This window comes from Micromonospora coxensis, from assembly GCF_900090295.1.
In the GTDB taxonomy this organism is placed as follows: Bacteria; Actinomycetota; Actinomycetes; order Mycobacteriales; family Micromonosporaceae; genus Micromonospora; species Micromonospora coxensis.
This window is the reverse complement of the sequence record NZ_LT607753.1, coordinates 2,066,598-2,088,816: the sequence shown is the minus strand read 5'-3', so window position 1 is coordinate 2,088,816 and position 22,219 is coordinate 2,066,598. Positions and strand designations below refer to the sequence as shown.

General features: G+C 73.3%; 23 protein-coding genes. 11 read left to right on the top strand and 12 right to left on the bottom strand.

The features are described from left to right. Positions 1-49: 49 nt before the first annotated feature. Positions 50-2,020, top strand: a complete 1,971-nt coding sequence (locus GA0070614_RS09230; RefSeq protein WP_088975564.1) for an acyl-CoA dehydrogenase family protein — start codon at positions 50-52, stop codon at positions 2,018-2,020. A gap of 156 nt (positions 2,021-2,176) precedes the next feature. On the opposite strand, the gene GA0070614_RS30535 is transcribed toward GA0070614_RS09230, so the two are convergent. From GA0070614_RS30535 to GA0070614_RS09195, 8 genes are all read right to left on the bottom strand, one after another. Further along, positions 2,177-2,344 (bottom strand): hypothetical protein, encoded by a 168-nt coding sequence (locus tag GA0070614_RS30535; protein WP_172892399.1) that lies wholly within the window; start codon positions 2,342-2,344, stop codon positions 2,177-2,179. Positions 2,345-2,353: 9 nt separating this feature from the next. Further along, on the bottom strand, positions 2,354-2,959 hold the full coding sequence (locus tag GA0070614_RS09225; protein ID WP_088979333.1) for a hypothetical protein: 606 nt from the start codon (positions 2,957-2,959) through the stop codon (positions 2,354-2,356). A 46-nt stretch (positions 2,960-3,005) separates the two neighbouring features. Beyond that, positions 3,006-3,401 carry a Fur family transcriptional regulator gene (locus GA0070614_RS09220; RefSeq protein WP_088975563.1) on the bottom strand — a complete coding sequence of 132 codons (396 nt, stop codon included), beginning with the start codon at positions 3,399-3,401 and terminating at the stop codon, positions 3,006-3,008. Positions 3,402-3,465: 64 nt separating this feature from the next. Next, positions 3,466-3,765, bottom strand: a complete 300-nt coding sequence (locus GA0070614_RS09215; RefSeq protein WP_088975562.1) for an ArsR/SmtB family transcription factor — start codon at positions 3,763-3,765, stop codon at positions 3,466-3,468. Between the two features lie 43 nt (positions 3,766-3,808). Next, positions 3,809-4,675, bottom strand: a complete 867-nt coding sequence (locus GA0070614_RS09210) for a metal ABC transporter permease (protein ID WP_088979332.1) — start codon at positions 4,673-4,675, stop codon at positions 3,809-3,811. A 2-nt stretch (positions 4,676-4,677) separates the two neighbouring features. Beyond that, positions 4,678-5,439 (bottom strand): metal ABC transporter ATP-binding protein, encoded by a 762-nt coding sequence (locus GA0070614_RS09205; RefSeq protein WP_088975561.1) that lies wholly within the window; start codon positions 5,437-5,439, stop codon positions 4,678-4,680. Then, entirely contained in the window at positions 5,436-6,404 is a 969-nt protein-coding gene (locus GA0070614_RS09200; RefSeq protein ID WP_088975560.1) for a metal ABC transporter substrate-binding protein, read from the bottom strand. The genes GA0070614_RS09205 and GA0070614_RS09200 overlap by 4 nt, the downstream gene beginning before the upstream one ends. 54 nt (positions 6,405-6,458) lie before the next feature. After that, positions 6,459-6,716: a DUF6703 family protein gene (locus GA0070614_RS09195; RefSeq protein WP_088975559.1), complete on the bottom strand. Its 258-nt coding sequence runs from the start codon at positions 6,714-6,716 to the stop codon at positions 6,459-6,461. Between the two features lie 27 nt (positions 6,717-6,743). On the opposite strand from GA0070614_RS09195, the gene GA0070614_RS09190 reads away from it, so the two are divergent. The 7 genes from GA0070614_RS09190 to dusB all read left to right on the top strand — a co-directional run bounded on the left by GA0070614_RS09190 (position 6,744) and on the right by dusB (position 13,179). After that, positions 6,744-7,085 (top strand): antibiotic biosynthesis monooxygenase family protein, encoded by a 342-nt coding sequence (locus tag GA0070614_RS09190; protein ID WP_088975558.1) that lies wholly within the window; start codon positions 6,744-6,746, stop codon positions 7,083-7,085. A gap of 155 nt (positions 7,086-7,240) precedes the next feature. Beyond that, positions 7,241-7,714 carry an Rv0361 family membrane protein gene (locus GA0070614_RS09185; RefSeq protein WP_088979331.1) on the top strand — a complete coding sequence of 158 codons (474 nt, stop codon included), beginning with the start codon at positions 7,241-7,243 and terminating at the stop codon, positions 7,712-7,714. A gap of 115 nt (positions 7,715-7,829) precedes the next feature. Next, positions 7,830-9,209: a glycine--tRNA ligase gene (locus GA0070614_RS09180; RefSeq protein WP_088975557.1), complete on the top strand. Its 1,380-nt coding sequence runs from the start codon at positions 7,830-7,832 to the stop codon at positions 9,207-9,209. A 132-nt stretch (positions 9,210-9,341) separates the two neighbouring features. Beyond that, on the top strand, positions 9,342-10,163 hold the full coding sequence (locus tag GA0070614_RS09175) for a hypothetical protein (RefSeq protein WP_088975556.1): 822 nt from the start codon (positions 9,342-9,344) through the stop codon (positions 10,161-10,163). 63 nt (positions 10,164-10,226) lie between these two features. Continuing rightward, positions 10,227-11,084, top strand: coding sequence for a hypothetical protein (locus tag GA0070614_RS30530; RefSeq protein WP_088975555.1), 858 nt, complete (start codon positions 10,227-10,229; stop codon positions 11,082-11,084). A gap of 25 nt (positions 11,085-11,109) precedes the next feature. Next, on the top strand, positions 11,110-11,901 hold the full coding sequence (locus GA0070614_RS09165) for a hypothetical protein (protein ID WP_157744971.1): 792 nt from the start codon (positions 11,110-11,112) through the stop codon (positions 11,899-11,901). Between the two features lie 102 nt (positions 11,902-12,003). After that, positions 12,004-13,179, top strand: a complete 1,176-nt coding sequence (gene dusB / locus GA0070614_RS09160; RefSeq protein WP_088975553.1) for a tRNA dihydrouridine synthase DusB — start codon at positions 12,004-12,006, stop codon at positions 13,177-13,179. Positions 13,180-13,237: 58 nt separating this feature from the next. Here dusB and GA0070614_RS09155 read toward each other — a convergent pair whose 3' ends face one another. Together GA0070614_RS09155 and GA0070614_RS09150 are read right to left on the bottom strand one after the other, a co-directional pair. Then, positions 13,238-13,888 carry a C39 family peptidase gene (locus GA0070614_RS09155; protein WP_088975092.1) on the bottom strand — a complete coding sequence of 217 codons (651 nt, stop codon included), beginning with the start codon at positions 13,886-13,888 and terminating at the stop codon, positions 13,238-13,240. A gap of 810 nt (positions 13,889-14,698) precedes the next feature. Then, positions 14,699-15,070, bottom strand: coding sequence for a nuclear transport factor 2 family protein (locus GA0070614_RS09150; RefSeq protein WP_088975552.1), 372 nt, complete (start codon positions 15,068-15,070; stop codon positions 14,699-14,701). Positions 15,071-15,320: 250 nt separating this feature from the next. Between GA0070614_RS09150 and GA0070614_RS09145 the strand changes: the two genes are divergently transcribed. Beyond that, positions 15,321-16,127, top strand: coding sequence for a helix-turn-helix domain-containing protein (locus tag GA0070614_RS09145; RefSeq protein WP_088975551.1), 807 nt, complete (start codon positions 15,321-15,323; stop codon positions 16,125-16,127). 80 nt (positions 16,128-16,207) lie between these two features. On the opposite strand, the gene GA0070614_RS09140 is transcribed toward GA0070614_RS09145, so the two are convergent. After that, positions 16,208-18,034, bottom strand: a complete 1,827-nt coding sequence (locus GA0070614_RS09140; RefSeq protein ID WP_088975550.1) for a beta-N-acetylhexosaminidase — start codon at positions 18,032-18,034, stop codon at positions 16,208-16,210. Positions 18,035-18,345: 311 nt separating this feature from the next. Here GA0070614_RS09140 and ppdK point away from each other — a divergent pair, with 311 nt between their 5' ends. After that, on the top strand, positions 18,346-21,054 hold the full coding sequence (ppdK, locus tag GA0070614_RS09135) for a pyruvate, phosphate dikinase (RefSeq protein WP_088975549.1): 2,709 nt from the start codon (positions 18,346-18,348) through the stop codon (positions 21,052-21,054). Between the two features lie 102 nt (positions 21,055-21,156). On the opposite strand, the gene GA0070614_RS09130 is transcribed toward ppdK, so the two are convergent. Next, on the bottom strand, positions 21,157-21,630 hold the full coding sequence (locus GA0070614_RS09130; RefSeq protein ID WP_231933591.1) for a roadblock/LC7 domain-containing protein: 474 nt from the start codon (positions 21,628-21,630) through the stop codon (positions 21,157-21,159). 237 nt (positions 21,631-21,867) lie between these two features. On the opposite strand from GA0070614_RS09130, the gene GA0070614_RS09125 reads away from it, so the two are divergent. Further along, on the top strand, positions 21,868-22,218 hold the full coding sequence (locus tag GA0070614_RS09125) for a VOC family protein (RefSeq protein ID WP_088975547.1): 351 nt from the start codon (positions 21,868-21,870) through the stop codon (positions 22,216-22,218). Position 22,219: the final 1 nt, after the last annotated feature.

Below are 22,219 nucleotides of genomic sequence, written 5' to 3'. Positions count from 1 at the left end.
TCGTGTCGAGCACGTTGACGCATCCGGACCGAGGTTCGAGGGGGCAGCCGTGACCGCGACGCACCACAACCCATCCACCGCCGACGGCGCCGGGCCACTGCCCGCCGAGGCGGGCCAGGTCTCCGAGAAGGAGGCCCGCCAGGTCGCCGAGGCGGCCCGGGAGGCGGCCTGGGACCGGCCCAGTTTCGGCAAGGAACTCTTCCTCGGCCGGTTCCGGCTGGACCTGATCGACCCGTGGCCCCGCTCGGATCCGGCCGACGACGCGCGGGCCGAGGCGTTCCTCACCGAGTTCGAGGCGTACCTGCGCTCCGAGGTGGACGGCGCCGCCATCGAGCGGGACGCCCGCATCCCCGACGAGGTCTTCCACGGGCTGGCCCGGCTCGGCGCCTTCGGCATGAAGATCGACCGGAAGTACGGCGGGCTCGGCCTGAGCAACCTGCACTACTGCCGGGCGCTGATGCTGGCCGGCTCGGTCAGCCCGGCGATCGGGGCGCTGCTCTCCGCCCACCAGTCCATCGGGGTGCCGCAGCCGCTGAAGATGTTCGGCACCGACGCGCAGAAGCAGACCTTCCTGCCCCGGCTGGCCGCCGGTGAGGTCTCCGCCTTCCTGCTCACCGAGCCGGACGTCGGCTCCGACCCGGCCCGGCTCGCCACCGTCGCCGAGCCGACCGCCGACGGCACCGGCTACCGGCTCAACGGGGTGAAGCTCTGGGCCACCAACGGCACCGTCGCCACCCTGCTGGTGGTGATGGCCCGGGTCCCGGCCGGTGAGGGACGACGCGGCGGCATCACCGCCTTCGTGGTGGACGGCGACAGCGAGGGCATCACCGTCGAGCGGCGCAACGCGTTCGTCGGCCTGCGCGGCCTGGAGAACAGCCTCACCCGCTTCCACGACGTCTTCGTGCCGAAGGAGAACGTCATCGGCGGCGAGGGCAAGGGGCTGAAGATCGCCCTGAGCACGCTGAACACCGGCCGGCTGTCGCTGCCGGCGATGTGCGTGGGCGCGGGCAAGTGGGCGTTGAACGTGGCCCGGGAGTGGGCCGCCGACCGGGTCCAGTGGGGCCGGCCGGTCGGCGAGCACGAGGCGGTCGCCCAGAAGCTGGCCTTCATCGCCGCCACCACGTACGGCATGGAGACCATGCTCGACCTGTGCTGCCTGCTCGCCGACGACGACCGCAACGACATCCGGATCGAGGCGGCGCTGGTGAAGCTGTACGCCAGCGAGATGGCCTGGAAGATCGGCGACGAGCTGGTGCAGATCCGGGGCGGGCGCGGCTACGAGACGGCCGACTCGCTCGCCGCGCGGGGCGAACGCCCGGCCGCCGTCGAGCAGCTCGTCCGGGACCTGCGGATCAACCGGATCTTCGAGGGCTCGACCGAGATCATGCACCTGTTGATCGCCCGGGAGGCCGTCGACGCCCACCTCTCGGTCGCCGGCGACATCATCGACCCGGACGCCGGCCTCGGCCGCAAGGCGAAGGCGGGGGTGCGTGCCGGCGCCTTCTACGCCAAGTGGCTGCCCACCCTCGCCGTCGGCCGGGGCCAGAGCCCGAACGCGTACGGCGAGTTCGGGCCGCTCGCCGGCCACCTGCGCCAGGTCGAGCGGTACAGCCGCAAGCTGGCCCGCTCCACCTTCTACGCGATGTCCCGCTGGCAGGGGAAGATGGAGCGCAAGCAGGCGTTCCTGGGCCGGGTGGTGGACATCGGCGCGGAGCTGTTCGCGATGAGCGCGGTCTGCGTCCGGGCGTACGCGGAGAAGGACACCCGCCCGGAGAACGTCGAGCTGGCCGACCTGTTCTGCCGCCAGGCCCGGGTCCGGGTCGAGCAGCTCTTCACCGCCCTGTGGCAGAACACCGACTCCGTCGACGTGGCCGCCGCGAAGCGCATCCTCGCCGGCCGGTACGCCGGGCTGGAGGCGGGCGTGATCACCCCGCCGGCCGACGCCCCCTGGGTGGCGCGCTGGCAGGCCGGCCCCTCCACCGCCGAGGACGTGCGTCGCCGCATCCCGCCGCAGCGCTGACCTCGGGCGGCGCGTCCCGCCGCAGCGCCGACCTCGGGCGGCGCTGCGGCCCGGACCGACGCGGAGCGCGGCAGGTGACGGTCTCCGACCGCCCGGACACCGTCACCTGCCGCACCGCGCGGCCGGGCCCGCCCGACGACCCCGCCGGCGGCCGGGTCAGCGGGCGATCGCCCAGGCCAGCACGGCGGCCAGGATGAGCCCGTTGAGCGCGGCCAGCCCCAGGTACGCCGCGGGCGGGATCTTGCGCCCCTTGCGGACGAAGGTCACCAGCACGGCGGCGTAGCCGAGCAACAGGGCGGCGATGACGACCAGGAAGTAGAACACCCGACGACCTTAGCGGCCGCTCCGCAGGCCGAGTCGACGCAGCTCCAGCGCGGCGAGCGCGTCGACGGTGGCGTCGTCGCCGCGCCGCCACCCCTCGGCCACGTCCGGATCGATCGTCGTCAGCTTCCGCAGCGGCTGCCCGACCAGGGCGCGCAGGGCCAGCAGGTCCCGTCCGGCCGGCGCGGCGGCGAGTGCCTTCGCCGAGGACGCCCGGCGCATCCACCGCACCCGCAGCGGCAGCCAGCCGAACAGCACCAGCCCGAGCGGGAAGACCAGCGCCGCGACGCTCAACGCCAGGGCGAGCTGGCCGACCAGCTCCTGCTGGTCGCGGCCCGCCTCGGCGACCGAGCGGGCGGCGTCCGCGGCCCGGGTGAAGGGCGCGGTCAGCTCGTCGCCGACCAGCGGCACCCGGCCGACCTTGCCGCCGGCGTCGGCCAGGTTGTCGGCGAGACCGCCGCCCGCCCCCTCCAGCTTCCGACCGGGTACGGCGAGCCGCTGCACCAGGTCGTGCAGCCACAGGGCGAAGCGGATCGCGGCGTACACCCAGACGGCCACGAGCAGGTCGGTGAGCAGCTGACGGAGGAAGACGGGGAAGCGATCAGCGTAGATCTTCACGCCGGACAGCGTGTCACGGCACGCCCCGCCCGGCATCCCTCGTCGGTCAGCCGGCGCACTGCGGGCAGGTGCCGAAGATCTCCATGGTGTGGCTGACGTCGGAGAAGCCGTGCTGGGCCGCCACCCGCTCGGCCCAGGTCTCCACCGCCGGGCCGGCCACCTCGACCGTACGGCCGCAGGCCCGGCAGACCAGGTGGTGGTGGTGCCCCTCGCTGCACCGCCGGTAGAGGTGCTCACCGCCCGGCGGGCGCATCACGTCGATCTCGCCCGCGTCGGCGAGCCCCTGGAGGGTGCGGTAGACGGTGGTGAGCCCGACCCGCTCGCCCCGGTCCCGCAGCATGGCGTGCAGGTCCTGCGCGCTGTGGAAGCCCTCCACCTCGGCGAGCAGGGTGCTCACCGCCGTGCGCTGCCGGGTGTTCCGCAGCGCCGCTGTCTCGCTCATGTCCCCGCCTCCCCGCGGCCGTCGAGCGGTCGAGGCCGCCGGATTCCCCACTCGCCGCGCTCGTTCACGATCCCTCCCCGGCGTGGCTGACCGCGTCCGCCACGATGTGCGCGACGTGCTCGTCGACCAGGGCGTACGCGATCTCCCGGCCGCGCCGGGAGCCGCGTACCACGCCGGCGCCCCGCAGCACCCGCAGGTGCTGGGAGACCAGCGGCTGCGGGGCGCCGAGCTTCTCCACCAGCTCGTGCACACACCGCTCACCCTGCGCGAGTTCGCTCACGATCGCCAGCCGGATCGGGGCCGAGAGGGCGCGCAGCAGGTCGCCCGCGCCCTCGTAGGCGTCGTATCCGTTGGTGACGGTCACCCTGCAACGGTAACCAATACCGCCGACGGACTGCGGGGCGGCGTCAACGCAGGACGACCTCGTGCGGTTCGGGGGTCGGCGCGGCGGCGGGCGTGGCCCGGCGGCGCAGCACCCGCCAGGCCGCGGCGGCGACCGCCACCACCAGGAACGAGGCGATGGCCAGCAGCACCACCGAGGCGCCCGGGGCGGTGTCGGCGGTCGCCGCCACCCAGACCCCGGCGCCGGCGGCGAAGAGGCCGAGCGCCATCGCGGCGGTCATGGTGCTGCGGAACCCCCGGGTGACCTGCTGGGCGGTGGCCACCGGGACCACCATCAGGGCGCTGATCAGCAGCACGCCGACGGCCCGCATGGCGATGGTCACGGTGACCGCGGTGGCGACCGCCAGCAGCAGGTTCAACGTCCGCACCGGCAGCCCGGAGACCTTCGCGTACTCCTCGTCGTGGCAGACCGCGAAGAGCGCGGGGCGCAGCGCCAGCATGGTGACGAGGATCGCCGCGCCGAGCACCGCGATGGTGGTCAGGTCCTGCGGCGAGATCGTGGTCAGCGACCCGAAGAGGTACGCGTTGAGGTTCGTGCTGGTGGCGTCGGAGAGCCCGACGAGCATCACGCCGCCGGCGATGCCGCCGTAGAAGAGCAGCGCCAGCGCGAGGTCGCCGGAGGTGCGCCCCCGGGCCCGGACCAGCTCGATGGTGACCGCGCCGAGGGTCGCCACCAGCACCGCCACCAGCACCGGGGAGCGGTTGAGCAGCAGTCCCGCGCCGACCCCGGTCAGCGCCACGTGTCCGACGCCGTCGCCGATCAGGGCCAGCCGCCGCTGCACCAGGTAGATGCCGAGCGCGGGGGCGGCCAGGCCGATGACCAGCGCGCCGATCAGCGCGCGCTGCATGTAGGGGTACTGGAAGAGTTCCATGATCAGCTGCTCCACAGCCCGGCGGGCTCGTCGGGACCGTGCGGGTGCACGTGGTCGTGATCGGGCTCGGCGTGGTGCCCGGCGGGCTCGGGCACCGCGCCGTCGTGGGCGATGCCACCCTGGTGGACGACGACCGCCCGGCTGATCAGCGGGCGCAGCGGTCCCAGCTCGTGTGCGACGAGCAGCACGGTGCCACCACCGTCGACGAAGTCGCGCAGCGCCCCGGCGAACGCCTCCTGGCTGGCCGCGTCGACGCCCGCGGTGGGCTCGTCGAGCACCAGCAGCTCCGGCCGTCCGGCCAGCGCCCGGGCGATCAGGGTGCGTTGCTGCTGGCCGCCGGAGAGGGTGGCGACCGGGTCGCCGGCCCGGTCGGCGAGCCCGACGGCGCGCAGCGCCTCCTCGACGGCCTCCCGGTCGGCGCGTCCCGGCGGGCGCAGCACGCCCCGGCGGGCCAGCCGCCCGGAGGCCACCACCTCGCGCACCGTGGCCGGTACGCCACCGCCGGCGCCGAGGCGCTGCGGCACGTACCCGATGCGCCGCCACTGCCGGAACCGGCGCAGCGGGGTGCCGAAGAGTTCGACGGAGCCGGCGGCCAGCGGCACCAGGCCCAGCACGGCGCGGATCAGGGTGGACTTGCCGGAGCCGTTGGCGCCGAGGACGGCGACCACCTCACCGGCGGTCACGGACAGCGAGACGTCACGCAGCACGGGGCGGCCGTCGTAGCCGACCACCCCGTGCGCGACGGTGATGACAGGTGGTGTCACGAGCAGCTCAACGCCGTCCTCAGGGTCTGCAGGTTGGTACGCATCACCGAAAGGTAGTCCCCGCCGTTGTCGCTCGACAGCCCTTCGAGCGGGTCCAGCACGGCGGTCTTCGCGCCGACCTCGGTGGCGATGGTCTTGGCGACCTTGGGGCTGACCAGCGTCTCGAAGAAGATCGTGGTGGCCTTGTGCTCCCGGGCCTCCTCGGCGACCTCGGCCAGCCGCTTCGGGCTGGGCTCGTTCTCCGGGCTGAGCCCGGCGATGCCGACCTGCTCCAGCCGGTAGCGCTCGGTCAGGTAGCCGAAGGCGGTGTGGCTCACCACGATCTCCCGGCGCTGGCACGTCTTCAGCCCGGCGGTGAACTCGGCGTCGAGCTTCTCCAGCTCACCACGGAGCGCGGTGGCCCGGGCGGTGTAGTCGGCGGCCCGATCCGGGTCGGCCGCGCCGAGCCGGGCGGCCAGCTTGTCGCCGACGGTGGCCAGCCGGGTCGGGTCGAGCCAGAGGTGCGGGTCGGGGCCGCCGGCCTCCTCCTCGGCGTGACCGGCCTCACCCTCGCCCTCGCCCTCGTGGTCGTGGTCGTGGCCGGCCTGCGCGGCGGTCAGCAGCGGCTGCACGGTCGACACGTCGAAGGCCCGGTCGCCGGCGTTCTGCGCGACGGCCTCGTCCACCGCCGGCTGGAAGCCCTTGAGGTAGACGACCAGCTCCGCCTCGGTGACCTGCCCCACCTGGCCCGGGTTGAGTTCCAGGTCGTGCGGCTCCGCGCCCGGCTTGACCAGGTTGCTCACCGTGACCGCGTCGCCGCCGATCCGCTCGGCGAGGAACTGCAACGGGTAGAAGGCGGCCACCACGTCGACCCGCTGCGGGTCGGCGCCGGCGCCGGCGCCGGCGGACGAGCAGGCGGCGGTGCCGCCGAGGGCGAGCAGGGCGGTGACGGCGGCCAGGGCGCGCGGAGCGGAGCGGATGTTCATGACATCAACTCTCCGTGAGAACGAGAATGATTGTCAAAAACGCATGATTGCATGTCAGAGCAGCTTGGCCAGCGCCACGGCGATCAACAGGGTCAGCATCAGCAGCCGCACCACCCGGGTGCGGGGGGCCTGGACCGGCCAGGTGACCACCATCAGCCAGACCAGCCCGGCGGCGAGCGCCAGCAGCAGCACCCCGCCGACCGGCCCCGGCGCGAAGAGGGCCACCAGCACCAGCACCAGCGTGGCGAGGAACACCGAGGTCGGGTTCGCCCGGGCCAGCCGGGCCAGCACAGGGTTCTGCGTACGCTGCATCCCACAGACTCTACGAGGAGGAACCCGGTGCAGGTGACCAACCGGTTCGTGGTCGACGTCGATGTCGCCGACGACTTCGTCGCCCGGGCGCACGCCGCGCTCGCCGCGCTCGCCGCCCGCCCCGGCTACCTGCGCGGCGAACTGCTGCGGGCACTCGACGACCCACGGCACTGGTGCCTGCTCACCGAGTGGGAGTCGGTCGGGGCGTACCGGCGGGGGCTGGGCGGCTTCGACGTCAAGATCGCCGCCGTGCCGCTGCTCGCCGAGTCGATCGACGAGCCGTCGGCGTACGAGACGCTGGCCAGCGCCGCCCCGGCCGGCGAGGTCGTGGTGGCCGCCAGCGACCGGGCCACCCACCCGCACCGGTGACCGGGCGTGGCGCCCGCGCCGGTGATCGGGGCGCGCGGGGGCACCGGCGCGACGGCGGGCACTACCCTGCTCCTATGACCGCACCCGGCCCGGCAGCACCGTCGCCGTACCCCGAGATGCCCGGCCGGGGCGAGGCCCCGCCGTCCGCCGACGGCGTGCCCACCCCGCCACAAGGCCCGGGGGTCGCCCCGCCGTTCGCCGCGCCGCCCACCGAGGGCAGTCGCAAGCGGCTCTGGCTGGGGCTCGGGGCCGGCGCGCTGGCGCTGCTGATCTGCTGCGGCGGGGGCGGCACGGCCCTGGTCGGGCTGACCGTGAGCAGCATCCAGGCTACCGAGGAGCAGGGCGAGGCGATCACCGACGCCTACTACGGCGCGCTGGTGCGCAAGGAGTACGGCAAGGCGTACGACACGCTCTGCGACTCCGCCCAGCGGCGCGAGTCGCGCCGCGAGTTCGCCCGGCGGGTGTCCGACGAGCCGGCGGTGGCCTCGTACCGGATCGGCGACGTCGATCCCAACACGCTCACCGTGCCGGTCGACGTGACCTTCAGCGGTGGCGGGCAGGACGTGCAGACGGTGACCCTCGCCCCCGACCAGCAGACGGCCGGGCTGGAGGTCTGCGGGGTCAACTGACCCGACCCCGGTATTCTGCTGGGCTCGGGGTGCCGCTGGTCGTACCGTTGTCCCGAACTGTTCCGTTCCATCCACGTCACGTCCCCGCCGACCGCCAGTCGGCGTAGGAGGAAACATGCCAGCCGACCGTATCGACGCCGTCGTCAGCCTCGCCAAGCGCCGAGGCTTCGTCTTCCCCTCCAGCGAGATCTACGGAGGCACCCGGTCGGCGTGGGACTACGGTCCGCTCGGCGTGGAGTTGAAGGAGAACGTCCGCCGGCAGTGGTGGAAGAGCATGGTCCAGCAGCGCGACGACGTCGTCGGCCTGGACTCCGCGGTCATCCTGGCCCGCAAGGTCTGGGAGGCCAGCGGCCACATCGCCGAGTTCGTCGACCCGCTCACCGAGTGCCAGTCCTGCCACAAGCGGTTCCGCGCCGACCACCTCGAGGAGGCGTACGCCGAGAAGCACGGCAAGCCGCTGACCTCGTTGCAGGAGCTGAACTGCCCGAACTGCGGCAACAAGGGCACCTTCACCGAGCCGAAGATGTTCAACGGTCTGATGAAGACCTTCCTCGGCCCGGTGGAGAGCGACGAGGGCCTGCACTACCTGCGCCCGGAGACCGCCCAGGGCATCTTCGTCAACTACAAGAACGTCGAGACGGTCGCCCGCAAGAAGCCGCCGTTCGGCATCGCGCAGACCGGCAAGTCGTTCCGCAACGAGATCACCCCGGGCAACTTCATCTTCCGCACCCGCGAGTTCGAGCAGATGGAGATGGAGTTCTTCGTCGAGCCGGGCTCGGACGAGCAGTGGCACGAGTACTGGCTCCAGGAGCGCTGGAACTGGTACCTCGACCTCGGCCTGTCGGCGGACAACCTGCGCCTGTACGAGCACCCGAAGGAGAAGCTCTCCCACTACTCGAAGCGCACCGTCGACATCGAGTACCGGTTCCGGTTCGGCGGCAGCGAGTTCGCCGAGCTGGAGGGCATCGCCAACCGGACCGACTTCGACCTCGCCACGCACAGCAAGCACTCCGGCGTCGACCTGTCCTACTTCGACCAGACGAAGCAGGAGCGCTGGCTGCCGTACGTCATCGAGCCGGCCGCCGGCCTCACCCGCGCGGTGCTGGCGTTCCTGCTCGAGGCGTACGACGAGGACGAGGCGCCGAACACCAAGGGCGGCGTGGACAAGCGCACCGTGATGCGCTTCGACCCGCGGCTCGCCCCGGTCAAGGTGGCGGTGCTGCCGCTGTCGCGCAACGAGGCGCTCTCGCCGAAGGCCAAGGGCCTCGCCGCGCAGCTGCGCAAGCGCTGGGTGGTCGAGTTCGACGACTCGCAGGCGATCGGCCGCCGCTACCGCCGGCAGGACGAGATCGGCACCCCGTTCTGCGTCACCGTCGACTTCGACACCCTCGACGACGACGCGGTGACCGTGCGCAACCGGGACACCATGGCCCAGGAGCGGGTCTCCCTGGACCAGGTGGAGCGTTACCTGATCGAGCGCCTGCCCGGCTGCTGAGCGACGCCGTCGACGGCCCCGTCCCGCCATCCGCGGGCGGGGCCGTCGCCGTCTACGCACCGGACGGCTGGTTGAGCGGTACCTGATCTCGTGCGAGCATTCGGCGTCGAATCTCGTCACGGGGGTGTGCGTATGACGCCGCAACAGGACTCTGACCACGACCCGGAGCGGCGGCGCCTGCTGCGCCGCGCCGCCACGGTCGCCGCAGGTGGCGCGGGCGCGGGCGTGGTCGCCGCGGTGGGCCTGCCGGGCACCGCCCAGGCGGCCCCGGGTGGCGACCTCGTCCTGGGTACGACCAACGACGCCGGCGCCGCCAGCACCACGCTGCTGCACGACGCCGGGCAGACCCCGCTGCATCTGGCGAACGGCTCCGGCGCGCCGCTGCGGCTGGTGCCCGGCGCGCTCTCCGCGGCGGCCACGCTGAACGCCGCGCCGGGGACCGTGGCCGTCGACCAGGAGCGCGGCCTGTACGTCCGGACCGACCGGGCCGAGACCAGCGGCTGGGTGTGGACGAGCGAGTGGGCCACCACCTCCGTCGCCGTCCCGCCCACCCGGGTCCTCGACACCCGCGACGTCAACCTGCGGCGCAACCTCGTCTCCGGCGCGCTGGACGCCAACGGCCGGCTCCAGCCGGGCGTGCCGGTGGTGCTCGCCCTCGACGCCTACGTCCGGGACGGCTACGCGGTCAAGGGCAACGTCACCGTGGTCGGCATGACCGGGGCGGGGGTGCTCACCGTGTGGGGCAGCGGCGCCAAGCCGACGGCGTCCACGGTGAACTGGTCGACCGCGGGCACCATCCTGTCCAACTTCCTGTTCAGCCAGCTCGGGGCCTTCGGGTCGTTCCGCAGCGTGCTGACCCTCCAGGCCACCGCCTCGCCCACCCACGTGATCGTGGACATGACCAGCCTGCTGGTCGGCCACCCGCACCAGGTGCTGCTCAAGGACGAGGGCTGATGGCCCGGCGGTTCCACGCCCACGTCGCCGGCCCGGCGACCCACCACGTCACGGGGGAATGAGATGACGTCCGACCGTTCCACGTCGCGGCGTGGCCTGCTGCGCCGCGCCGCCGTCACCGGCGGCGCGGCGGTCGCCGCCACCGCCGCCACGGCCGCCAACGCCACGCCGGCCGCCGCCGCCGGCACGCCGGTCAAGCTCGGCGGGACCAACCAGGGCGCCACCACGACCGTCCGCGGCGCTGCCCCGAACGGGGGCGCCACCCTGGTGCTGCGCAACCCGGACGGCCCGACGCTGCGGTTGGGGACGCCCGGGGCCACCGGCGGCCCCACCGCACCCGCCGGCACCGTCGCGCCGAGCCCGTACGGCCTGAGCGTCTCCGACGGCAGCACCCGGCACACGACGCTGACCACGGCGAACGCCAGCATGCTCGTGCCGATCCCGCCGACCCGGGTGCTCGACACCCGCAGCGCCGAGGGGCGGGCCCGGCTGGTCCAGGGCGGCGACCGGATCGACGCGCAGGGTCGGGCGCCGGCCGAGACCGAGCTGGTGGTGACCCTGGCCGGGATCGCGTACGACGTCGAGGGCCTGCTGGGCAACGTCACCGTCGCCAAGACCGAGAAGGGCGGCTTCGCCACGGTCTGGGGCGGCGGCCCGCTCCCGTCGGCCTCCACCATCAACTGGTGGACCGCCGGTCAGCTGCTCTCCAACGGGGTGATCACCCAGGTCATGGCCTCCGGCGAGGAGCCGGACGTGGTCCGCATCCGGGTGCAGCGCAGCGCCGCCGCGGTGATCCTCGACGTCACCGGCCTGCTGGTCGCCCACCCGGAGTACGTGTCGATCAACAACCCGAAGACCGCGACCACGAGTGACCCGCGTGCCGGCGTCGCCGACGACCAGGGGGTGCAGGGTGGCGCGTGACCGTTCGGCCGAGGAGAGCAGGGACATGACCAGCGAGGAGTCCTCGTCGAGCACCCGCCGGCGGATCATCGCCACCGGCGTCGCGGCGGGTGCCGGGCTCGGCGCGACGGCGCTGGTCGCCGCCCCGGCGCACGCCGACGCCGGGGAGCCGGTGCTGATCGGGCAGGTCAACGACGCCGGCACGGCGGAGACCGAGTTGGTCGGGGGTTCGGAGAGCAACCCGACGCTGGCGCTCGGCTCGGCAGACCCGCTGCGGCTGGGGCCCACCAACGAGGAGCACCTCCCGGCGGAGCTGCCCACCGGCTCGCTCGCCGTCACCCCGGTCGGCGACCTGGTGATCGGCGGACAGGGCGGCCGGAAGGCGTACGTCAGCACCTCCCGCTGGGCGAACCGGACGATGGCCGTCCGGCCGCAGCGGATCCTGGACACCCGGTCGCTGGCGACCTACGCCCCGCACATCGTCAGCTCCACCTCGGTGGTCAGCTCCGGCAGGCTCAACGCCGGCCAGGTGATCCACCTGACCCTGCAGAACGTGCCGCCGGCGTTGGCCGAGCGGGCCACCACCGCCTACGTCAACATCACCGTGGCGGGCACCGTCTCGGCCGGCGTGCTGACCGCGTACAGCTCCTCGATCGCCCGGCCGAGGACCTCGTCGCTGAACTGGTGGGGGCCGAACCAGATCCTCTCCAACCTGGTCGAGGTGCGGCTCGGCAGCCACAACGGCCGACCGCTGTGCTTCGCGCTCCACGTCAACGCCGCGACGTCGGTCATCGTGGACGTCTCCGGCCTGATCCTGTCGAACCCGGGCACCGTCTGACCCGTCCGCCGTCGCCGTCGCGGTGCGAGTTCGCTCACCATCGCGGCGGCGGCCGGCCACCGGCGGCCGGGCCACCGTCGCGGGCATGGGATTCTTGGGTACGTGACTGCTCCCGCCGCTCCCGTCGCGCTCCGCCCGCTCACCCTCGGGCGGCACCAGGTGTGGCCGCCGGTGGTGCTCGCCCCGATGGCCGGCATCACCAACGTCGGCTTCCGGCAGCTCTGCCGAGAGCAGGGCGGCGGCATCTACGTCTGCGAGATGATCACCACCGTCGCGCTGGTGGAGCGGAACCCCAAGACGCTGCGCATGATCGCCTTCGGGGAGAACGAGCAGCCGCGCAGCCTCCAGCTCTACGGCACCGACCCGGAGATCACCGCCAAGGCGGTGCGGATCGTGGTCGAGAAGGACCTCGCCGATCACATCGACCTGAACTTCGGCTGCCCGGTGCCGAAGGTGACCCGCAAGGGCGGCGGTTCGGCGCTGCCGTGGCGGCGGCGACTCTTCGCCCGGCTGGTGAAGGCCGCGGTGGACGCCGCGTCACCCGCCGGGGTGCCGGTCACCGTGAAGATGCGCAAGGGCATCGACGACGAGCACCTGACGTACGTCGAGGCGGGGCTCGCCGCCCAGGACGCCGGGGTCGCGGCGGTCGCCCTGCACGGGCGGACGGCCGCGCAGCGCTACTCGGGCACGGCGGACTGGGACGCCATCGCCACCCTCAAGCAGGCCCTCGACGTGCCGGTGCTCGGCAACGGCGACATCTGGGAGGCCGACGACGCGCTGCGGATGGTCGCGCACACCGGGGTGGACGGCGTGGTGATCGGGCGCGGCTGCCTGGGCCGGCCGTGGCTCTTCGCCGATCTGGAGGCCGCCTTCAACGGCCGCCCCGAGCGGCGGCTGCCGCAGCTCGGTGAGGTCGCCGCGACCATGCGCCGTCACGCCGAGCTGCTGGTCGACCAGTTCACCGCCGGGTCGCGTACGCCGGCGCGGGGCGAGCGGGACGGCTGCACCGACTTCCGCAAGCACGTCGCCTGGTACCTGAAGGGCTTCCCGGTCGGCAGCGAGCTGCGCCGTGAGCTGGCGATGATCGACAGCCTGGCCCAGCTCGACGACCTGCTCGGCAAGCTCGACCCGACCGTGCCGTTCCCGGTGGAGACCCTCGGCCAGCCGCGTGGCCGGACGAACTCCCCGGGCAAGGTCTTCCTGCCGGACGGCTGGCTGGCCAGCCGGGACGACGACACCGTCCCCGAGGGCGCGGAGCTGGCTGACTCGGGCGGCTGACCCCGGGTACGACGAAAGGGCCGACCCCTGGGTGGGGGTCGGCCCTTGTCGTGGTGGGTCAGTGGGCGTAGCCGCGGGTGGCGGTCCAGTCGGCGAGGGTGTCGATGTCCATCTCGTAGCTGGCGGTGTTCGGGTTGGCGGAGTCGGCGATGGTGACGGTGTGGCCGTTGTCGCGGTAGCCGGTGACGCTGATGTAGTGGCCGCCTTCGAAGGAGTGCACGCCGCCGTTGGTGTCGGTGGCGGTGCCGGCGATGTTGGCGACGATGGCGTGGCCGTCGTTGATGGCGGCGACGATGTCGGCGCGCATCGTGTCGGTCTGCTTGGTGTCGGCCTTCGGAGTCTTGATCTCGACGCTGCGGTAGGCGTCGGTCTTGCCGGTTTCCTTGTTCAGGACGGGGGTGATGTCGTTGATGCTGTTGGTGCCGTTCTCGGTGGTGCCCATGATCTTGGCCATGGCGTCGACGTCGATGTCCTTGCCCTGGACGCTGAGGGCGTTGCGGGCGGCGGCGGGGCCGCAGTAGTAGAAGTTGGGCTGGGCCTGGTAGTCGACCTTGAGCTGTCGTTCGCCGTTGGGCTTGCGCTCGGCCTGCGCCGCGGGCTTGTCGGCCGGGGCGGCGTGGGCGGCCAGGGCGGGGGCGGCGATGCCGCCGGTGGTGGCGGTGATGGTGAGGGCGGTCAGGGCGGTCTTGCGCAGGATGTCGGTACGCATGGGGATGCTCCTTCTGCGTTCGGGGGAGGTGCGGCAGCGCTGGGGGGCGGTGTGCCGCGAAGGGGGGAAGTTTGAGGGGGACGGTCCGGCGGCGGTGCCTGCGCGGGGTCCGGGGGGACCCTGGCGGCGGTGCCTGCTCGGGTGTCCAGGGGGATGTAACCGATCCGGCCGGTCCCGCATTCCGCAGGCCGGGTGTCTCGGTGTCCCGGGGGATGTAACCACGCTGGCCGGGCCCGCATTCCGGGGCGGGGCCTCGGTGTCCGGGGGAGGTAACCCGTCCGGTGGGGCCCGCATTCCGCAGGCCGGGTGTCTGGTGCCCGGGGGGTGACCCAACCGGCGGCACCTGCACTCCACTACGCGGGGCTCCCGGGGATGTAACCGAGCCGGCGACGCCTGCATTCCTCGGCCTGCCGAGTGTGCCCACGTTGCCCGGCCGCTCCGGCAGCTGTGCCGTGCGGGGAGCGCCGGTGGTTATGCCATGTACAACGCCCCCACCCCGCCGCCGATTCCGCCACCGGGGTGGCCCCCACCACGGGATCCCGCAGGTCAGACCGGACAATCACCCCACCCACCACACAACCACCCCACCCCGCGCTCCGGCCCACGTGCTCACCCCGTTGATCAAGAGGTTTGGGTACGGAATCGTGCGTCGGACCTACCCAAACCTCTTGATCGACACGGTGGGCGGGCGGCGTGAGGGGTGCGGGGCGGTCCGGTCGGGGAATTCGTGGACGGGTGTTCCGGCCGGTGGCACCGGTCGGGCGAGGGGTTTCGCCCACCGGCCCGGGCGGGGAACCCGTGGATGCCGGATCAGACCGGCGTGGGCACCTTGTCCAGGAAACCGTGCACGACACGCACCCGGCCGTCCGGGTCGCAGACCGCCACGTCGAAGCCGACGACCACCGGGTCGCCGCCCTCGGCGGCCACCAGCTCCCAGCCGAACCGGACCACGTCGTGGTGCCCGTCCACGATGCCGTGCCGGCGCAGGACGTGCCCCGGGAAGGTGTCCCGGACCCCGGTGACGACGGCGGTGATCTCCTGGTGGCCGCGTACCGCCGCCAGCGGGTCGGTGTAGGTGGCGTCCGGGGTGAAGAGCGAGGCGACGGCCGCCGCCCGGGCCTCGGCGTCCGGCTCGTTCCACACGGCGAGGTAACGGTCGACCAGGTGGGAGTGTGCGCTCATCGGGTGCTCCCTTCGTCGGTTGCTGACGGCGAGAACCCTCGCACCGCCCGGCGGAGGGTGTCGATTATCTGGCGGGTAACGGCCGGTGGCGGTGGACCGGCCCGTCGGCGATTACCCGGCAGGTAATCGACGCGTGCCCCGGCGCACGGCACAGTGGCGCTGGGCACCGCACCACCTGACCGAGACGGGGGACCATGACGACCACACGCCGTTTCCGACTCCGACCGACGAGCGCGGGACGGGGGCGGCGATGACCGCCACCGTCCACGCGTCCGCGCCGACGGTGGGCGAGGCGCTGCGCCGATGGCGGGAGCTGCGCCGGCTCAGCCAGCTGGAGCTGTCCATCCGGGCGGAGATCTCCACCCGGCACCTCAGCTTCGTCGAGACCGGACGGTCCAGGCCGAGCCGGGAGATGGTGCTGCGACTGGCCGGGCCGCTCGACCTGCCGCTGCGCGAACGCAACCGGCTGCTGCTGGCGGCGGGCTATGCCCCGGTGTACCCGGAGAACGACCTGGACGCGCCGCAGATGGCGGCGGTCCGCGCCGCCGTGCGTCAGGTGCTGACCGGTCACGAGCCGTACCCGGCGGTGGTGGTCGACCGGGGCTGGAACCTGGTCGCCGCCAACTCCAGCCTGACGCTCCTCACCGACCTGGCCGCGCCGGAGCTGCTGGCCGCGCCGGCGAACGTGCTGCGGGTCAGCCTGCACCCCGACGGGCTCGCGCCGCACATCGCCAACCTCGGCGAGTGGCGCGGGCACCTGCTGAGCCGGCTGGCCCGCCAGGTCGAGCTGACCGGCGACGCGGAACTGGCCGCCCTGGAGGCGGAGCTGCGCGACTACCCGTGCGACAGCCCGGAACCGGAGATCGAGCTGCCCGGCCCGGGCGAGATCGTGGTGCCGCTGCGGCTGCGTCACGAGTCCGGGGAGCTGGCCTTCCTCAGCACCATCGCGACATTCGGCACGCCCCTGGACGTCACCCTGGCCGAGTTGTCCATCGAGTCGTTCTACCCGGCCGACGAGCACACCGCGTCGGTGCTGCGCGACCGCGCCCGGCGGTGACCGACGCCACCACCCCGGCGAGGATCGGCCGATGACCGATCGCGCACCGGTGAGGCTCGGCCGATGGCCGGCCCACGCGGTCACCCGTCAGCGGTGGCCGAAGTCGGGGCCGGCGTCTCGGCGGCGTCCGGGCCGGGCTGGGTGGGGACGGCGTGCGCGGGCTGTCGGTCGCCGTCGGCCCGCTCGACCGGCCAGGGCACCTCGGGGGAGCGGTGGAAGGCGATGCCGGCGGTGCTCCAGCGGGGCCCGTGTCCGGCCAGCCGGTCGCGGAACCCGGCCCAGTCGTGGGTGGACCGGGGTGACCAGCCCAGCTCGGCGAGGGCGGGCAGCCGGGGGAAGAACATGAACTCGACCTCCGCCAGCGTGGTGACCGACTCGGTCCAGAGCGGGGCCTCCACTCCGAGCACCTCCCCCGCCGGCACCCCGGTCAGGTGCGCGCCCGGGTCCCAGTCGTACGCCCGGCGCACGTCGACCAGGCCGGCCCAGTCGTGCCCGATCGGGGTGTCCGGGGCGTACTTCATGTCGAGGTAGGCGTGGTTGCCGGGGGAGAGGATCAGCCGGGCGCCCCGACGTACCGCCTCGGCGGTCTCCGGGTCGTCGCCGTTGGTGCCCCACCACTGGAGCACCCGCCCGGCGGTGTGCGCGGCGGGGGCGATCTGGTGCCAGCCGACCACGGTCTTGCCGGTGGCGGCGACGATCCGCTGGGCCCGCTCGACGAAGCCGGTGTACGCGGCGCCCTTGACCTTGAACGCCTCGTCGCCGCCGATGTGCAGCCACGGGCCCGGGGTGAGGGCGGCCACCTCGCCGAGCACGTCGGCGACGAAGTCGTACGTCCGCTCGTCGGCCGGGTCGACGTAGCTGAAGCCGACCTCGGTGCCGGTGTACGGCGGCGGCGCGACCTTGCCCGGCGCCAGCTCCGGGTACGCGACGAGCGCCGCGTTGGTGTGGCCCGGCAGGTCGATCTCGGGGACGACCGTCACGTGCCGGCGGGCGGCGTGCCGGACGATGCGCCGGTAGTCCGCGGCGGTGTAGTGCCCGCCGGGGCCGCCGCCCACCTCGGTGGCCCCGCCCACCGGCGCCAGCGCGGGCCAGGAGTCGACCGCGATCCGCCAGCCCTGGTCGTCGGTGAGGTGCAGGTGCAGGTGGTTGAGCTTGTACCGGGCCAGGTGGTCGATCACCCGCAGCACGTCGGCGACGGGGAAGAAGTGCCGGGCCACGTCGAGCATCGCGCCCCGGTAGGGGAAGCGCGGCCGGTCGACGATCACGCCGCCGGGCACCACCCAGCGCGCGTCGACCGGGGTGGGACTCTCGATCGCCGCCGGCAGGAGCTGCCGCAGCGTCTGCACGCCGTGGAAGAGGCCGGCGGCGCTGCCGGCGGTGATCCGTACCGAGGCGGGCGTGACGTCCAGGCGGTACCCCTCGTCGCCGAGGTCGTCGGCGGTGGGCCCGGTCGTCGTGCGGGCCTGCCCCCCGGTGGCCGGCGCGGCGGTGTCGGCCGCCTCCGTGCCGGCGGCGACCGCCCGCGGGCCGGCGTCGGGCGTGACACCGGTCAGGGTGAGCGTCAGCCCGTCGCCGTCACCGCCGTGCGGCAGCTCGGTGACCGGGAGCGGGCAGCCGGTGGCCGGGCGCAGCAGCTCCGCGAGCTGTCCGGCCACGTCCCGGGCGGCCGCGTCGGCGCTGACCCGGATCACGGCGTCGGCGGGGAGGGTGAAGTCGGCCGCCGGGTCCGCGGCGACCGACGTGGGGGCCGGCACCACGTCGCCGAGCCGGGCCGGCGCCGGGGGTGCGAGCAGTTCGCCGGCCGCCCGCGCGGCCACCCGCGCCAGGTCGGCGGCGGACGGCCGGTGGACGGGCAGGCCGGCGGGCTCCTGGCCGGTCTCGGGGCTGGTGGACGGGGTGGTCGGCACGGCGACGGCTCCGGGGTGTATTTGCGATGGATATGGCAAAGGTCAGGTTCAGCGGATCCAGCGCCGTCAAGGGTACGAGGGGGGCCGGGAATTGCGTGATCGTGCGCGTGGAAGCGTTCCCAGAAACCACCACGAACGCGGATAGTCGTGATGGCTGTGCCTATCGTCACGAACGGTGCCAGGCCACCCGATGTTCGCTTAACCTTCGCCCACCGATCGCTGACGACGCCGGGATTACCGGCGGTCGGCCCCGGGGTACCAGCAAACTGAACCTTCGTTAAGTGTCAATCCGGCGCGCGTGGGAGGCTCTGGTGGCAGCGCAAGAGACGGTCGATCGCAAGTACGTCTACGACTTCGCCGAGGGCAACAAGGAACTCAAGGACCTGCTCGGCGGCAAGGGGGCCAACCTGGCCGAGATGACCAATCTCGGCCTGCCGGTCCCGCCCGGCTTCACCATCACCACCGAGGCGTGCAAGGCGTACCTGGCCACCGGTCGGGAGCCCGACGGGCTGGCCGACCAGATCGAGGCGCACCTGGAGGCCCTGGAGCGGGAGATGGGCCGCCGGCTCGGCGACCCGGACGACCCGCTGCTGGTATCCGTCCGCTCCGGCGCCAAGTTCTCCATGCCCGGCATGATGGAGACCGTCCTCAACGTCGGCCTCAACGACCGCAGCGTGGTCGGGCTCAGCGCGCAGGCCGGCGGCAACGACCGCTTCGCCTGGGACTCCTACCGCCGTCTGATCCAGATGTTCGGCAAGACCGTCTGCGAGGTGCCCGGCGAGGAGTTCGAAGAGGCCCTCGACGAGGCCAAGCGCGCCAAGGGTACGAAGAACGACCTGGACCTCGACGCGGACGACCTGCGCGGGCTGGTCGACGCGTACAAGAAGATCTTCGCCAAGCACACCGGGCGGGAGTTCCCGCAGGAGCCGCGCGAGCAGCTCGACCTCGCCATCCGCGCCGTCTTCGAGTCGTGGAACGCCGAGCGCGCCGTGCTCTACCGCCGCCAGGAGCGCATCCCGGCCGACCTCGGCACCGCGGTCAACGTGGTCTCCATGGTCTTCGGCAACCTCGGCCCCGACTCCGGCACGGGCGTCGCCTTCACCCGCGACCCCGGCAGCGGCGCGCAGGGCATCTACGGCGACTACCTCGCCAACGCCCAGGGCGAGGACGTCGTCGCCGGCATCCGCAACACCGTCCCGTTGCAGGAGCTGGAGCAGCTCGACAAGAAGTCGTACGACGAGCTGCTCGACATCATGGCCCGCCTGGAAGGGCACTACCGCGACCTCTGCGACATCGAGTTCACCATCGAGCGCGGCAAGCTCTGGATGCTGCAGACCCGGGTCGGCAAGCGCACCGCCGCCGCCGCGTTCGTCATCGCCGGCCAGCTCGTCGACGAGGGCCTGATCGACCTGGACGAGGCGCTGCACCGGGTCAACGGCGCGCAGCTCGCCCAGCTGATGTTCCCCCGGTTCCGCCTCGACCACGACTTCCAGCCCGTCGCCAAGGGCATCGGGGCCTCGCCGGGCGCGGCGTCCGGCAAGGTCGTCTTCACCTCCGCCCGCGCGGTCGAGCTGGCCGCCGAGGGGGAGTCGGTGATCCTGGTCCGCCGGGAGACCAACCCCGACGACCTCAACGGCATGATCGCCGCCCAGGGCATCCTCACCTCGCGCGGCGGCAAGACCAGCCACGCCGCCGTGGTCGCCCGGGGCATGGGCAAGACCTGCGTCTCCGGCGCCGACGAGCTGGAGGTGGACGTCCCGGCGAAGCGGTTCACGGTCGGCGGGCAGACCGTGGTCGAGGGTGACGTCGTCTCCATCGACGGCACCACCGGCAAGGTCTACCTCGGCGAGGTGCCGGTCATGCCGTCCGAGGTGGTGCAGTACTTCGAGGGCAGCCTCGACCCGGAGCACATCGACAACGCGCTGGTCCGGGCCGTACACCGGATCATGACGCACGCCGACGCCCGGCGGCGGCTGCTGGTCCGGACCAACGCCGACACCGGCGCCGACGCGGCGCGGGCGCGGCGGTTCGGCGCCGAGGGCATCGGCCTGTGCCGCACCGAGCACATGTTCCTCGGCGACCGGCGGGAGCTGGTCGAGCGGCTGATCCTGGCCCGCACCGACGACGAGCGGGAGTCGGCGCTCGCCGCGCTGCTGCCGTTGCAGCGGGCCGACTTCGAGGAGATCTTCCGGGAGATGGACGGGCTGCCGGTCACCGTCCGGCTGATCGACCCGCCGCTGCACGAGTTCCTGCCGCCGCTGGAGCAGCTCGCGGTCAACGTCGCCGTCGCCCAGGAACGCGGCGAGGACGTGGCCCAGGAGGAGGCGCTGCTCGCCGCCGTCCGGCGGATGCACGAGGAGAACCCGATGCTGGGCCTGCGCGGCGTCCGCCTCGGCCTGGTCATCCCGGGTCTGTTCGCCATGCAGGTCCGGGCGATCGCGGAGGCCGCGGTCACCGTCACCCGCGCCGGGGCGGTGGCCCGGCCGGAGATCATGGTCCCGCTGGTCGGGGCGGTGCAGGAGCTGGAGACGGTACGCGCCGAGGCCGAGAAGATCATCGCCGAGGTGGTCGGGGACAGCGGCGTCGAGGTGCTGATCGGCACGATGATCGAGGTGCCCCGGGCGGCGCTGACCGCCGGCCAGATCGCCGAGGCGGCGCAGTTCTTCTCCTTCGGCACCAACGACCTCACCCAGATGGGCTGGGGTTTCTCCCGCGACGACGTCGAGGGCGCGTTCTTCTGGCGCTACCTCGAACTGGGCATCTTCGGCATCTCGCCGTTCGAGTCGATCGACCGTGACGGCGTCGGCCGGCTGGTCCGCATCGCCGCCGAGGAGGGTCGGGCGGCCCGTCCGGAGCTGAAGCTCGGCGTCTGCGGCGAGCACGGCGGTGACCCCGACTCGGTGCACTTCTTCCACGAGGTCGGGCTGGACTACGTCTCCTGCTCGCCGTTCCGGGTCCCGGTGGCCCGGCTGGAGGCCGGTCGCGCGGCCGTCGAGACGGACGGCTCCGACAGCCGCTGAGCAGGTCGTCGGCGGTGGCACCGGGCACTGCCCGGAGCCACCGCCGACGCGTTCCTCGGGCGGGTGGCCCGCCGCGGGCCGCCAGGGACCTCGACACACGCCCTACAGGGGCGAGCGGCCCCAGTCGGTCGTGGCGCCCGGACGCCGCCGGGCCAGCGCGCCCACCGGGGTACGCGTGGTCAGCACCGCGTGCACCTCGGGCACCGGCGTCGCGCCGACCCGCTGCGAGTCGACCGCCGCGCCGGCCCGCTCGGCCACCGCCCGCGCCTCCTCGTGCAGACCCTCCAGGTCGGTGCCCGCCTCGGTCACCAGGGTGAGCAGCGCGTGCCGCCCGGCCGGATAGGTGATCACGCAGCTGGTGGAGGTGTGCACCACCGCCTCGCGGAAGCTGCCGCCGCGTACCGTGTCGGCGACCTGGTGCCCCACCCCGTAACTCACCGCGGCGAGCGCCGCCAGGTGTGTGGCGTCGGTCGCCGGCAGGTCGCTGGAGATGAGCAGCCCGTCGCGCCCGGCCAGCACCGCGCCGGTTACCTCCGGCCGACGCCGGCGCAGTCCTCGCAGCTCCGTCTCCGTCACCGTGTCAACGTGCACGAGCGTCCCCCGATCGTCGCGTCCTCACGTACCGCTCCCGGCACGTTACCGAAAGCCATGCCTGCCCCGCGATCCCGTTACGGTCGGCTCTCGGGCGGCAACTCTCGACTGATCGGCGGGTTGCGGACCCGTCGCGCGCTGTTCGCCGCCGCGCCGACCTCGACCGCGCGGCGTAACCTGGCTCCCGCGACGAGTTGCGTACGACCGGCGAAGGGTGGCCGCATGACCAGCGTCTGGGCAAGCTTGACCGTCGACGCCCGCGATCCGGCCCGGCTGGCCCGCTGGTGGGCCGAGGCGCTGGGCTACCAGGTGGTCACCGAGAAGCCGGACGAGGTGGAGATCCGGCAGTCCGCCGAGCGGCTGCCCGGCATCGTCTTCGTGCCGGTCGGCGACGACAAGCAGACCAAGAACCGGCTGCACATCGACCTGCGCCCCGCCGACCTGGAGGCCGAGGTGGAGCGACTGGTCGACATGGGCGCCCGGCACGTCGACATCGGCCAGGGCGACGTGCCGTGGACGGTGCTCGCCGACCCCGAGGGCAACGAGTTCTGCGTGCTGCGGCAGCAGGGCTGAC